This is a genomic window from Agromyces sp. GQ35, assembly GCF_059758475.1.
The window spans coordinates 436,690-449,609 of the sequence record NZ_JCAXEO010000003.1 but is presented as its reverse complement, the minus strand read 5'-3'; the positions used below and the strand labels follow the sequence as shown (position 1 = coordinate 449,609).

Genomic DNA, 12,920 nt, shown 5'->3' with positions numbered 1-12,920 from the left:
GCTCAGTCCGTCGACAACGCCGACGGCCGCCCCTTCTCGTACGCGACCGGCGACGGAACCGCGCTCGGTGCGATGACGGGGAGCAGTGCGGCCCGCTTCGGCTCGCGTCCATCACCCGCGGTCCGACCCTGAAGCCGACGGCGCATCCAGGGAACCGCATGCCGGCGCAGCCACTCCAGGTCGCCGACAGCGGTCACCGACTGGTCGTCGCCGACATCGTGCACGGCGCGTTCCAGCGCGCCGAGTTCGCTCGCGTCAGGGACGCCGAGGATCCGTGCGGCGGCGTACGCGATGCCGCGATGCCCGGCTGCGTTCAGGTGCACGCGATCGGCAGCCCAGCGCTCGTTCCCGATGAGGTCGGGGTGCGCGCCGACATCGAGCAGCATCGAGCCCGAGGCGGCCGCGAGCTCACGGAGCCGCGCGTTGTAGATCGTGAAGCGCCGTGCGAAGAGGCGCGCCGCCGGCCTTCTCGGCATGAACGCCGTGACCAGCAGCACATCGCAGCCCGTCGCGCGGAGTCGGGTCACGGCAGCAGCGAGTTCCGCGGCCAACTGCTCGGGGTCTGCGCGACGCCCGACGAGATCGTTCCCGCCGATGAGCACCGAGACGAGGTCGGCGCCGAGCGCTTCGGCCTGTGGCAGCTGCACCTGCGCGACATCGCGCACCCGGCGACTGCGCACCGCGAGGTTCGCGTACCCGACGGGAGTCTTCGCCGAGTTCGTGACGGCCAAGAGCATCGCGAGCCGGTCGGCCCAGCCTCGGTACTCCCCCGACGGCATGCGCGAATCGTCGCAGAGCCCCTCGGTCAATGAGTCGCCCACCGCGACGTAGCGCCGCCAGCGTCGAGTCGCGGTCGCGGGAGGCGTCACGTTTCGCGCCGCTGCGACGATCGATGCCGGGAGTGCGGCGTGGGCGGCGGGTGGCCGGGCCGGCGTCATGGTCGGCGGCGCGGCGGCATCGCCGGCCACGGGCGGAGCAGCGGCCGGCAGCCGACCGCCGACCGCCTCCTCGTAGTGCCCGATGAGCTCGTCGCCGAGCCGGTCCCAGCTGCGCCCCGCCACAGACGCGCGCGCCTGCTCGCCGAATACGCGGCGCTTCGCGGCATCTCCCGTCAGATCGCGAACCCGTTCGCGCAGGTCGTCGAGGTCACCGGGCCGGTACAGCCATCCGTTGGTGCTGTTCTGCACGAGGTCGAGCGGACCGCCGCGCCCGGTCGCGACCACCGGCACCCCGCTCGCCAGCGACTCCTGCACGGTCTGGCAGAATGTCTCGCTCTCGCCGGGGTGCACGAAGACGTCGAGGCTCGCCATCGCCCGCGCGAGCTCGTCTCCGCCGAGGAAGCCGGTGAACACAGCGGTCGGCAGCATCCGCTCGAGCACCGGTCTCGAGGGACCGTCGCCGATCACGACGAGACGCACACCGGGCAGGTCGGAGATCGCGCGGAGGTCCTCCACCTGCTTCTCGGGTGCGAGGCGGCCCACGTAGCCGACGAGGATCTCACCCGCCGGTGCGATGGAGTGCCGCCACGCGTCGTCGCGCCGAGCCGGAGCGAACCGCTCGGTGTCGACGCCCCGACGCCAGAGGCGGATGTCGGGGACGCCGAGGGACTCGAGCCGCTCGACCGCCGATGAGGAGGGCGCGAGTGTCAGCGTCGCCCGCCGGTGCAGGCGGCCGAGGTGTCGAGTGAGCGCGGGTGCCGCGCCGGGCACGCCGTAGCGCTCGGCATACGACGGGATATCGGTCTGGTAGATCGCGACCGACGGAATGCCGAGCGCCTCTGCCGCGAGCACCCCGCGCCAGCCGAGCACGAACGGCGACGCGAGATGCACGACGTCGGCATCGTGCGCCCGCATCACGGCGGCGAGCCGATGGGCGCTCGCGAGCGTGACGCGCACATCGGGATAGCTCGGCAGCGGCATCGACGGCAGCAGCACGGCGCGAGCGCCGTAGAGCGTGTGGTCGATCGGCCCGGATCGCGGGGCGATCACGAGGGCATCGTGCCCCCGTCGCTCGAGGTGGCGCAACGCCTGCAGGAGCGAGTGCGTCACGCCGTTCATGTGCGGGAGGAACGATTCTGCGAGGAGGACGACCTTCACGCCTCCAGCGTGAGGCCCGCGCGCGCCGCGAGCCGCCGGAATCGGGTTCCGGCGCCGAGGATTCACCGACTGGTCGGCTGCCGTTCGCCGGCGCTTCGCCCGATCACGCCGTGTGCGGCACCGAGGCGCGTCAAGGCCTCGCTTTCCCGCGGCGCGGGGCGGATGATGGGGGTCGTACGCACGCACGCATCATTCGAGGAGGAATGCCATGGCTTCCGTTGCACGTGTCACCACCATCACGGTCCGCTCGGAGACGAGCTTCGAGGACGCCGTCAGCGCGGGCGTCGCGCGCGCCGCAGAGACGCTCCGAAACGTCAGCGGTGCCTGGGTCAAGGAGCAGAAGGTCGAGGCGGTCGACGGCAAGGTCACCGCGTGGTCGGTCACCCTCGAGGTGACCTTCGTGCTCGACGACTGACGGGCCCCGCGAAGCGGGTGTGCCGGGCGAGGCGTCGAACGTTCTCGCCCGGCTGCCTGCGCCCGAGGCCGGTGCGACATCCGCCGTTCACCTGGGGCCGTTAGAACGGGCAGGTGGACGAAGCATGGATCGGTGAGCTCGCGGCATCGCCCTGGATCGCTCCACTGCTCTTCGCCCTCGTGGTCGGCGACGCATTCCTGGTGGTGCTGCCGAGCGAGACCGCCGTGGTCGCCCTCGGAGCGCTCTCGGCCACCACCGACGAGCCCAGCCTGGCCGTCATCGTTCCCGTCGCCGCCGCGGGCGCGGTCGTCGGCGACGGTCTCTGCTACCTGATCGGGCGACGTCTCGGTCTCGAACGATGGCGGTGGCAGCGCACCGGTCGCATCGGTGCCGCGATCTCTCGGATCCGCATCGCCGTGCACCGCCGCACCGCCGTGCTGGTGTTCACGGCCCGATATGTGCCATTCGCCCGAATCGCGGTGAACCTCGCGGCCGGAGCCGGTCGTGTGCCCCTTCGTCGCTACCTGCCGCTCTCGGCAGTGGCGGGTCTCGTCTGGGCCTGCTACAACGTCGCGATCGGCGCGATCGTGGGAGGCGTCATCCGTGACTCGCCACTGCTGGCGATCGCGGTCTCGATTCCGATCGCCATCGTGCTCGGGCTGCTCGTCGATCGGGGCGTCGCAATGCTCGGTTCGCGCGATCGAGCCGGAGCCGCCGCCGAGGCGGGCCCCGGCTCCGACGTCACTCCCCCGCCAGACCCCCGATGAGGTGGCCGAACGGGCGGTCGAGTGCGAACGGGTCGCGCACGCGGCCCGAGCGGTCGCTCGCCGCGACGAGCGTCGCGAGTTCACCGGCGGCACGCTCGATGCGCGCGGGCAGTGTCTTCACGCTGTCGGCGGACTCGCCCCAATCGCCCGTGGCGGCGAACACGCCCGTCGGCGCGACGATCGCGTGCAGGTAGGTGAACATCGGTCGCAGCGCGTAGTCGAGCGCCAGCGAATGCCGCGGGGTTCCCGCCGTGGCGCCGATCACGACCGGAAGCTCGGCGAGGGCTGCGCTGTCGACCACGTCGAAGAACGACTTGAAGAGCCCCGAATAGCTCGTCGTGAAGATCGGCGTGACGGCGATCAGGCCGTCGGCGCCGGTCACGGCATCGATCACCGCCTCGAGCCTGGGGCTCGGAAAGCCCGTCAGCATGTGATTCATGACGTCGGTCGCGACATCGCGGAGCTCGAACGTCTCGACCGTCGTGTCGATGCCTTGCTCGGCGAGCTTGGCGACCGTGGCGTCGCTGAGCTTGTCGGCGAGCATGCGCGTCGACGACGGCTGGCTGAGCCCGGCCGAGACGACGGCGAGGGTACGGGTGGTCATGGTCATGCTCCCTTCACTGCCGCAGCGCCGAACGCCGCGCCCTTCGGTGCTTCGGTCGCCCCGCCGGCGGCCTTTGCGGCGTTGCGCGAGGCGACGAGCGACGTGTGCGTGGGGGCATCCGGAACCGACGCGGGACGGTTTGTCGCGAACTCGCGTCGCAACACCGGCACGACCTCGGAGCCGAGCAGGTCGAGCTGCTCGAGCACCGTCTTCAGCGGGAGGCCCGCGTGGTCCATGAGGAAGAGCTGGCGCTGGTAGTCACCCACGTAGTCGCGGAATCCGAGTGTCTTGTCGATGACCTCCTGCGGGCTGCCGACGGTGAGGGGAGTCTGCGAGGTGAATTCCTCGAGACTCGGCCCGTGTCCGTAGACCGGCGCGTTGTCGAAGTACGGACGGAACTCGCGAACGGCATCTTGCGAGTTCTTGCGCATGAAGACCTGGCCGCCGAGCCCGACGATCGCCTGGGCGGCGGTGCCGTGCTCGTAGTGTTCGAAGCGCTGGCGGTAGAGGGCGACCATGCGCTGGGTGTGGGAGGCCGGCCAGAAGATGTGGTTCGCGAAGAAGCCGTCGCCGTAGTAGGCCGCCTGCTCGGCGATCTCGGGGCTGCGGATCGAGCCGTGCCACACGAACGGCGGCACGTCGTCGAGCGGTCGCGGAGTCGACTGGAAGCCCTGCAGCGGGGTGCGGAACCTGCCGTCCCAGTCGACGAAGTCCTCGCGCCACAGGCGGTGCAGCAGCGCGTAGTTCTCGAGGGCGAGGTCGATGCCCTGGCGGATGTCCTTGCCGAACCACGGGTAGACCGGCCCGGTGTTGCCGCGGCCGAGCATGAGGTCGACCCGACCGTCGGCCACGTGCTGGAGCATCGCGAAGTCTTCGGCGATCTTCACCGGGTCATTCGTCGTGATGAGCGTGGTCGACGTCGTGAGCTGGATCTTCGACGTCTTCGCCGCGATGTAGGCGAGCGTCGTCGTCGGCGAGGAGGAGAAGAAGGGCGGGTTGTGGTGCTCACCGAGTGCGAAGACGTCGAGCCCGACCTCTTCGGCGTGCTGCGCGATCGTCAGCACGTCGGTGATGCGCTCGTGCTCGCTCGGGGTACGTCCCGTCGTGGGGTCTTGCGTGATGTCGCTGACGGTGAAGATTCCGAACTGCATGGTGCCCTCCTGGGCTCATCCTCGTGGGAGTTCCGTATTGCATGCTTTTGCATACATCTGAGCAAACGGATGTCTCCTGCACAGTATTCCCGATCGGTTCCACCCGCGCAGGCGCGCGAACGGGGCGGGCACGCCCATGGCCTGCCCGCCCCGTGTTGCCGCTCTCAGCCGGCGTCAGTCGACCTCAGTCGACATCATCGTGATCGTGGCCGTGATCGGGTGCGAGTCCACCTCCACCGGGAAGGTTGACCGTGCCCTCGGGGCCGCCCGGTGCCGGCAGGGTGAATCCGCCGGGTACCTTCTTGCCGACGACGCCGTTCACGGTCTCGGTGGAGTAGGCGTACGTGAGCACCGCCGTCGCGATCGCATCGGTGTTGACGTCGAGCGCGTCGAGGGAGAGGTTATCGATCGTGTCGCAGGCGAGGTGGTAGCACGGGTCGTACTGCGCATCGGCGGTGCCGCCCCAGATCGACGCCTGCTCCTCGGTCTTCACGACTTCGGCGCCCGTGAACAGGCCGCCCGCGGGCACGCCATTCTGGATGAACGCCTGGTAGTCGCTGCGACCGCTGAACTCGGCGTCGTCGTACGGCACGCCCGCCCATGTGTAATAGCTCTCGAACAGGTCCTCGATCTGCACCGATCCCTCGGGCACGACGACCGGCGCCGGCCATCCGGACTCGTCGCCGTCGTAGACCATGAAGATGTAGTTGGGCGAGGCCACCATGTCGAAGTTCAAGTAGAGCGCGACCTCATCGAGCGTGCCTGCCGCGACCTGATCGGCGACGTAGGCACGCGAGCCGAGCAGTCCGCTCTCTTCGGCACCCCACCATGCGAGGCGGATCGTGTTCTCGGGCTGCAGCTTCGAGATCTGCTGCGCGACCTCGAGGAGCGCCGAGGAGCCGCTGCCGTTGTCGTTGATGCCCGGACCGGCCTGCACCGAGTCGAGGTGCGCTCCGGCCATCACGACGTTGGCGTCGTTCTTGCCCGGCAGTTCGGCGATGACGTTGACCTGCGGACGCGGCTCAGGAGAGAGGACCGCGACTCGCGCGGTCGAGTTCGCCTGAGCGAGCGCGGCGCCGTCGGCGAAGCTCGCGCCGACCACCGGGATCGACAGCGGCGTCTGGTTGACGCCGAAGAGCGTGCCCGTCAGGAGTCCGGACCGGAGTTCGGTGTTGCCCTGGTTGAAGAGGATGACGGCGGTCGCGCCGGCCTCCTGCGCGTTGATCGCCTTCTCGCCGAACTCGCACGTGCCGCGCTGGATGAGCGCGATGGACCCGACCGGGAACCCGGCGAAGTCGCTGTCTTCACAACCGCTCGTCACGGGCTCACGCGGCGGCGCGAGCATGATGTCGACCGGCACCACGTCGCCGCTGATGTCGCCGAACCCCGTACCCGTGAAGACCGCCGACTCGTAGTCCGCGGCAACCGGCGTGAGCTGTTGAAGGGTGGGCGGTGGCACGTAGGTGAAGTCGAACTCGTCGAGCTCGACGCTCCAACCCGCTGCCTCGAGCGTTTCGACGACGTAGTCGACGCTCTCGGTGTAGCCGGTGGTGCCCGCGGCGCGGTTGCCGTCGTTGGCATCCGCGATGGCCTGCAGGGCCTCTTGGTGCTCCATGACGCCGTCGACGCGGACGCACTCGAGGAGCTTCTGGTACGTGTTGTTCGTGCGGTTGTCGCACCCGGCGCCCGATGGCGCCGCCATCGCCGCGCCGGTCGGCACGAGTGCCATTCCGGCGATCGCCGCGGTTGCGATCATCGCCGTCCTGGCACGTCTGGAAAGTGTTGCAGATGGATACATCGTCGTCCCTTCCGAACCGGTACGTCTCCGTCGACCCCCGGCTGGGGGCCAGCATATGTGTTGGCTGTGCGCGCGCGACAGCCCCCATTCCCATTCGGCCACCACGACGCAGCGAACGTGCGTCGCACGACGAAGTGGTGGCTAGACTCGCCGTGATGGGCACGATTTCGGTCATCATCCCGAGCCTGAACGATGCGGGCTATCTCGCGGCCTGCCTCGACGCGCTCGCACGGCAGCTTCGCCCCGCCGACGAGATCATCGTGGTCGACAACGGCTCCACGGACGCCACGGCAGACATCGCGCGGCGGTCCGGCGCGCGGGTCGTGCGCGAACCGCTGCGCGGCATCTGGCCGGCGACCGCGGCGGGCTTCGACGCGGCATCCGGTGCCGTGCTTGCACGGCTCGACGCCGACTCGGTGCCTGCTCCCGACTGGATCGCCGAGATCGAGCGGCGCATGAGCAGCTCCGACCGACCCGCCGTCGTCACGAACGGCGGCGCGTTCTACGGTCGGAACGCCGCCGTGCGCTGGGTCGCGCGCAACATCTACATCGGCGGCTACTTCACGGTGATCGGAGCGCTGCTCGGGCACCCGCCGATCTTCGGGTCGAACTACGCCATCAGGGCCGATGCGTGGCGTGAACTTCGCGACGTGGTGCACCGCGACCGGGCCGACGTGCACGATGACCTCGACCTGGCGTGGTGGATGCGACCGGGCATGACCGTCGTGCGCGATCGCCGACTCGTCGTCGGCGTCTCTGCGCGGCCGTTCGACAGTTTCGAGGGCCTCTCGCGACGGGTGCGGATGGCGTTCCACACGATGTCGGTGGAATCACGCGAGTGGCCGCCACTCGCGCGACGCGCCGAGCGCCGACGTGCACCGGCCTGGGTGTGGGAATCCGTGATCGATCCACCAGGCACGCCCGCGGGCGATCGCGAGGGCGACGAGACGCTCCCGGTCTGATCGGTCACGGAATGGCGTCGGTTGCGGCGAACAGCGTCAGCATGTCGCGCACGAGCTGATGCGGCGCCGTCTCGCAGGGACTGTGCCCCGTGGGATACACCGCCAGGTGCGCGCCGATCCGGCGGGCGAACCGCTCGTGAAGACTGCGAGGCCACAGGTCGTGCTCGCCGACCGCGACGAGCTTGGGAACCGGTGCGGCGGCGAGTTCGGCACGAAGATCGGGCGTCTGCATCATGAGCGCGATGATGTCGTCGACGCTCTCGCGGCGGGTCAGCGCGAACCGGTCGCGCACGAACTCGAGGCGGCGCGGCGGCACCCGATTGAGGTTGTTTCGGATTCCCCAGAGCATGAGCGTTGCGCCCTGGTGCGGCGAGGTGAACCCGCTGATCTGGCCGATGCGCTTGACGCCGCGGAAGGCCTGGCCAGGCTCGGGCGGCGCGCTCAGCAGCGTGAGGCTCGCGAAGCGGTCGGGCCGTTGCAGCAGGGCGAGCTCGGCGAGCGTGCCGGCGAAACTGTAGCCGAGCACGTGCGCCGCGCCGGCGCCGTCGTCGAGCACAGCGAGCAGGTCGTCGAGGAACAGCTGCTGGTCGTAGCTCGTGCGCGGCGGATCGAGGTTCCACGGTCCTGCACGCCACGACTCGTACTGACCGGCCAGATCGAACGACTCGACCCGGTAGCCGGCCTCGGCCAGGAGCGGCATCATCAGCACGAAGTCTTCTTTCGAACCCGTGGCCCCGGGCACGAGCACGATGCGCGGGCCCGAACGCGGGCCGAGCGCGACTCGCGCGAGCGCACCACTCGGCGCCGCGAAGATCGAGTGCTCGGTCTCGGCCGGGAACACGCGCCAGTCGAGGTCGGGGATCGCTTCGTCGGCGAGCCGCGCGGCATCGACCGCGGACCCGGGCTCCGATCGCCCATCGACGATCGCGCCGCGTCGACGGAACGAACCGAGAGCGCCTCCGAATGCGACCACGGCTTCACGATACCGGCGACCGCCCACCTCAGGGTGGCTGCCGCCGAGCGATCTCGGCGCGCACAGCTCGCTCGAAGCCGGTACCGGGCACGAGCACAGCGAGCGCGCCTAGGCTGGAAGCATGGCTACCGTGGCACTCACCCTGGACACCTTCGAGAAGACGATCCTCGAGGGCGGCACCGTCTTCGTCGACTTCTGGGCGGGGTGGTGCGGCCCGTGCCTGCAGTTCGCACCGCACTACGAGGCTGCGTCCGAGGCCAACCCCGACCTCACATTCGCGAAGGTCGACACCGAAGACCAGCAGCAGCTCGCCGCGGCCATGAACATCACGTCGATCCCGACGATCATGGCGTTCAAAGACGGCATCGGCGTCTTCGCCCAGGCCGGCGCCCTGCCGCGGCCGACGCTCGACGACCTCATCTCGCAGGTTCGTGCGCTCGACATGGAGCGGGTGCGGGCCGACCTCGCCGAGCAGGAAGCTGCCGAGGCGACCGCCTGACCGGGTCCGAGCTCGCGTCGGCGCGGGCTGTCAGCCCTCGGCACCGTTGCCGAGCCGTTCGAGCCCGCTGAGGTCGAGTTCGACGCCGTAGGGCCGCGAGGCGCCGGTGATGAGCGCCGGCACCTGCACGTACCTGCCGCGATCGCGTAGCGCGTCGAGCTGGTCGCGCCACCGATCGTCGGCCACCTCACCGAGGAAGCCGGCATGGCGTGGCCGATCACCGCCGGCGACGAGCTGCACGCCCACCCGGTACCGTCGGGAGAGCCAGCGGCTCGCGCGCGGCACGAGCACGGCCTGCTGCGCGGTTCCGCCGTGCAGGCGGGCCAGCTCGATCGCCGCCTGGTGGCGATGCGCGTCGGTCACGGGCACGACCGTGCGTACCGCGCGTTCAACAGGCGACGCAGCCACGAGCTCGATCCCGTCGAGATCGGCGAGGTCGCCCCAGCGGTCGGGATTCGCGGGTCGCGCACCACGCACGAGAACGACCACGAGCCACGCGACGGCGGCCACGATCAGCAGCACGAACGGCCAGAACAGCCAGGGCGCGGCACTCGGACGCACGATGCCCGTCGCGAGGAGCAGCACCAGCACGACGAGGAACGGGAGTGGCTCCCACGCGAGCAGGGGCTTCGAGCGGGGCGCAGGCATGGGAGTCAGGCTATCGCGAGCGGGCGGATGTCTCGGCGCCCGCCCTCAGCGGGCGTCGCTCATGAACTGCGCCACCTCGTCGAGCACCGACTCGTCGCCGGCGTAGAGCCCGTGTTCGCGCGGCCAATGCGCGACGACGTCGGTGAATCCGAGCTCGGTCGCCCGGCCGACCGCGTCTTCGAAGGCGGCAGTGCTCGAGAGGCTGTAGCGCGGCTCGGAGTCGAGGGAGAGGATGCGGTCGATGCTCGAGGCGTCGCGGCCCACCCTGGCGCAGGCATCGTCGAGCCGAGACGCCAGCTCGGCCACGCGTCGCCACCACGCGTCGTCGTCGTCGACCGTACCGGCGGTCGTGACCCAGCCGTCACCGAGCCGCGCCGCCACCTCCAGCCCCTTTGGGCCTTCGGCGGCGAGGTGCAACGGGGTGCGAGGACGCTGCACGGGCTCGCCGACCATGCGGGCGCCGGATGCCGTGAACCACTCGCCCTCGAAGGAGATGCCGTCGGAGCCGGACCGCTCGAATCGAAGCAGCACGTCGAGCGCCTCGGCGAACTCGGTGAACCGCTCGAGGCGCTGCCGCGGCGTGTACTCGGGCTGGCCGAGCACGAAGGCGTCGAAACCCGTGCCCCCGGAACCCACGCCGAGCATCAGGCGACCGCCCGAGAGCTGGTCGAGGGTTGCGACCTCCTTCGCGAAGGGGACCGGATGCCGATAGTTCGGACTCGCCACGAAGGTGCCGAGGCGGATGCGTTCGGTGACCATCGCCGCCGCGGTGAGCGTCGGCACCGTCGCGTGCCATCGCTCTCCCGCGAGGCCGCGCCACGAGAGGTGGTCGTACGTCCAGGCGTGATCGAAGCCGAGCTGCTCGGCGCCGCGCCAGTGACGGGCGGCGTCGGGCCAGTCGTGCTGCGGGAGGATGACGATGCCGAAGCGCATGTTCAGAGTCTAGGCAGTGGCGCGCGAGCCACGTGGCCGTGGGCTCACGGGAACGGGAACGGGAACGAGATCGATCTCGAGCGCGACATCCGCAGCGCCCCCTGTCGTGCCCCCGGGTCGTTCGAATCGCACGAGCACGATGCCGCCGAGGATGAGCAGCCCACCGAGGGCCTGCAGCGGGCCGACCGCCTCGCCGAGCACCAACCACGCGACGATCGCCGCGAAGATCACCTCGGAGAGCCCGAGGAACGAGGAGAGCCGTGCACCGAGGAGGCGGATCGCACTGATGCCGGCGACATAGGCGAACGCGGTCGACACGAGGCCGACCGTGAGCACCGGCACCCACCACGGGGCGATCGTGCCGAAGTACGGCACCTCGACGAAGCTCGCGGAGAACGGCACGATGCCGAGTGCGCCTGCACCGCCGAGCACGATGGCACCGACCACGAATCCACTCGCAGCGAGCGCGATCGGCGGCACCGACGCATCCGCTCGCTCGCCCAGCACGTAGTAGACGCAGACCCCGATCATGGCGACGCCCGCGAGCAGGAGCCCGACGAGGTCGAGCCCCTCGCCACCCGGGCCGATGACCAGCACGAGGCCGGCGATCGCGAGCACTGAGCCCACGAGCACGACGGCTTGCGGCGCACGGCGCTGCCGCGCCCAGGCGAGGAGCACGAGCGCGACGGGTGCCAGGTACTCGATGAGCAGGGTCGTGCTCACCGGAATGAGCGCGATCGACGCGTAGAACGCGACCTGCGTGCCGACGATGGCGATCAGCGCGTAGGCGAGTACCGTCCAGCGTGCCCGCCAGAGCGGCCGGAGGTCGAAGCGGAGGGCGATGAGCCCGGGCACGATGAGGGCGAGTGCGGCGACGCTGATTCGGGCGAAGACCGCGGCCCCCGGGGACCAGCCCGATTCGAGCAGCGGCTTCACCACCGCACCGCCCGCGCCGAATGCGAGCCCCGCCCCGAGGCCGAGCACGATGCCGAGCAGGCCCTTCGAACCGCGCATCCACGTCTCCTTCGCATCGGGGCGCCGAGGCCACGTCATGACCGAACAGCGTTATGCTCGTGACGCTACTCGGTACCACCGTCAGGAGTCAAATGATTTTCACCGATGACACGATCGCCGCGCTCGGCTTCGTCGCCGCACTGGCCGACACGGTGCCCGAAGCCTCCGAATCCGGCGTCGACGAACTCTCGACGCCGCAGGAGCTGTCGGCCGTGCTCGATGCCTGGTGGTACTCCGGCCGCCGCGACGGCGACGCCTCCGAAGTGGCCGAGGTGGCGGCAGCGCGAGACCGCCTCCGCGCGCTCTGGCGACTGGATCGCGACGACGCCGTGACCGAGGTGAACGCGATCCTCGCCGAGGCCCACGCGACCCCTCGCCTCGTGCGGCACGACGACCTCGACTGGCACGTGCACGCGACCTCGCAGGACGCCCCCCTCGCCGAACGCATCCTCGTCGAAGCGGCGATGGCACTCGTCGACGTCATCCGGGCCGACAGCATGGACCGCCTCCGCAGCTGCGATGCCGAGGACTGCGCCGGCGTCTTCCTCGACCTGTCGAAGAACGCGTCGCGCCGGTTCTGCAGCACGCGCTGCGGCAATCGCATGGCCGCACGGGCGCATCGCGCGCGCGTCGGCGAGTAGCCGCGCGATCGCCGGCACACCACCCGGCGGTCACGCGAAACGGGCCGCCACCCGGAGGTGACGACCCGTTCGAAGAAGTTCGCGGTATCAACGAGAGCCGCAGAGACGACTCTGCTTAGCGGCGCAGACCGAGACGCTCGATGAGCTTGCGGTAGCGGTTGATCTCCACATCGGCGAGGTAGCCGAGCAGACGACGACGCTGACCGACGAGGAGGAGCAGGCCACGACGCGAGTGGTGGTCGTGCTTGTGCTCCTTCAGGTGCTCGGTGAGGTCTTTGATGCGCTTCGTGAGGAGCGCGATCTGGACCTCGGGGGATCCAGTGTCACCGGGGTGGGTCGCGTACTCTTCGATGATCGCCTTCTTGACATCAGCTTCAAGTGCCATAGATGGGATCCCCTTTCTCTTCGTTGCGCGCTGC

14 protein-coding genes are annotated in these 12,920 nt (G+C 70.0%); 5 read left to right on the top strand and 9 right to left on the bottom strand.

Features of this window, described 5'->3' with window-relative positions; genetic code table 11:
- Positions 1-2: 2 nt before the first annotated feature.
- Complete coding sequence (locus tag AC6CH0_RS17205; RefSeq protein WP_498103094.1) at positions 3-2,096, bottom strand: glycosyltransferase; 2,094 nt, start codon at positions 2,094-2,096, stop codon at positions 3-5.
- A 208-nt stretch (positions 2,097-2,304) separates the two neighbouring features.
- Between AC6CH0_RS17205 and AC6CH0_RS17200 the strand changes: the two genes are divergently transcribed.
- Together AC6CH0_RS17200 and AC6CH0_RS17195 are read left to right on the top strand one after the other, a co-directional pair.
- Positions 2,305-2,511, top strand: a complete 207-nt coding sequence (locus AC6CH0_RS17200; protein ID WP_498103092.1) for a dodecin family protein — start codon at positions 2,305-2,307, stop codon at positions 2,509-2,511.
- 113 nt (positions 2,512-2,624) lie between these two features.
- Positions 2,625-3,278, top strand: coding sequence for a DedA family protein (locus tag AC6CH0_RS17195; protein WP_498103090.1), 654 nt, complete (start codon positions 2,625-2,627; stop codon positions 3,276-3,278).
- Here the strand turns inward: AC6CH0_RS17195 and AC6CH0_RS17190 are convergent.
- From AC6CH0_RS17190 to AC6CH0_RS17180, 3 genes are all read right to left on the bottom strand, one after another.
- A complete protein-coding gene (locus tag AC6CH0_RS17190) occupies positions 3,253-3,882 on the bottom strand; it encodes an FMN reductase (protein WP_498103088.1) in 630 nt (209 codons plus the stop codon). The genes AC6CH0_RS17195 and AC6CH0_RS17190 overlap by 26 nt on opposite strands.
- A 2-nt stretch (positions 3,883-3,884) precedes the next feature.
- Complete coding sequence (locus AC6CH0_RS17185; protein WP_498103086.1) at positions 3,885-5,033, bottom strand: LLM class flavin-dependent oxidoreductase; 1,149 nt, start codon at positions 5,031-5,033, stop codon at positions 3,885-3,887.
- Positions 5,034-5,217: 184 nt separating this feature from the next.
- Positions 5,218-6,789, bottom strand: a complete 1,572-nt coding sequence (locus AC6CH0_RS17180; RefSeq protein WP_498103084.1) for a M28 family peptidase — start codon at positions 6,787-6,789, stop codon at positions 5,218-5,220.
- Positions 6,790-6,986: 197 nt separating this feature from the next.
- Between AC6CH0_RS17180 and AC6CH0_RS17175 the strand changes: the two genes are divergently transcribed.
- Positions 6,987-7,793 (top strand): glycosyltransferase family 2 protein, encoded by an 807-nt coding sequence (locus AC6CH0_RS17175; protein WP_498103082.1) that lies wholly within the window; start codon positions 6,987-6,989, stop codon positions 7,791-7,793.
- Between the two features lie 4 nt (positions 7,794-7,797).
- On the opposite strand, the gene AC6CH0_RS17170 is transcribed toward AC6CH0_RS17175, so the two are convergent.
- On the bottom strand, positions 7,798-8,766 hold the full coding sequence (locus AC6CH0_RS17170) for an alpha/beta fold hydrolase (RefSeq protein ID WP_498103080.1): 969 nt from the start codon (positions 8,764-8,766) through the stop codon (positions 7,798-7,800).
- Between the two features lie 121 nt (positions 8,767-8,887).
- On the opposite strand from AC6CH0_RS17170, the gene AC6CH0_RS17165 reads away from it, so the two are divergent.
- A complete protein-coding gene (locus tag AC6CH0_RS17165) occupies positions 8,888-9,265 on the top strand; it encodes a thioredoxin family protein (RefSeq protein WP_498103078.1) in 378 nt (125 codons plus the stop codon).
- A gap of 30 nt (positions 9,266-9,295) precedes the next feature.
- Here the strand turns inward: AC6CH0_RS17165 and AC6CH0_RS17160 are convergent, their stop codons facing one another.
- From AC6CH0_RS17160 to AC6CH0_RS17150, 3 genes are read right to left on the bottom strand one after another with little or no spacing between them, the layout of a single operon-like run.
- Positions 9,296-9,913: a hypothetical protein gene (locus tag AC6CH0_RS17160; protein WP_498103076.1), complete on the bottom strand. Its 618-nt coding sequence runs from the start codon at positions 9,911-9,913 to the stop codon at positions 9,296-9,298.
- 45 nt (positions 9,914-9,958) lie between these two features.
- Positions 9,959-10,846 (bottom strand): LLM class flavin-dependent oxidoreductase, encoded by an 888-nt coding sequence (locus AC6CH0_RS17155; protein WP_498103074.1) that lies wholly within the window; start codon positions 10,844-10,846, stop codon positions 9,959-9,961.
- 9 nt (positions 10,847-10,855) lie between these two features.
- Complete coding sequence (locus AC6CH0_RS17150) at positions 10,856-11,860, bottom strand: EamA family transporter (RefSeq protein WP_498103072.1); 1,005 nt, start codon at positions 11,858-11,860, stop codon at positions 10,856-10,858.
- 92 nt (positions 11,861-11,952) lie between these two features.
- Between AC6CH0_RS17150 and AC6CH0_RS17145 the strand changes: the two genes are divergently transcribed.
- Positions 11,953-12,501: a CGNR zinc finger domain-containing protein gene (locus AC6CH0_RS17145; protein ID WP_498103070.1), complete on the top strand. Its 549-nt coding sequence runs from the start codon at positions 11,953-11,955 to the stop codon at positions 12,499-12,501.
- 115 nt (positions 12,502-12,616) lie between these two features.
- Here the strand turns inward: AC6CH0_RS17145 and rpsO are convergent, their stop codons facing one another.
- A complete protein-coding gene (rpsO, locus tag AC6CH0_RS17140) occupies positions 12,617-12,886 on the bottom strand; it encodes a 30S ribosomal protein S15 (protein WP_022893496.1) in 270 nt (89 codons plus the stop codon).
- Between the last annotated feature and the right edge of the window lie 34 nt (positions 12,887-12,920).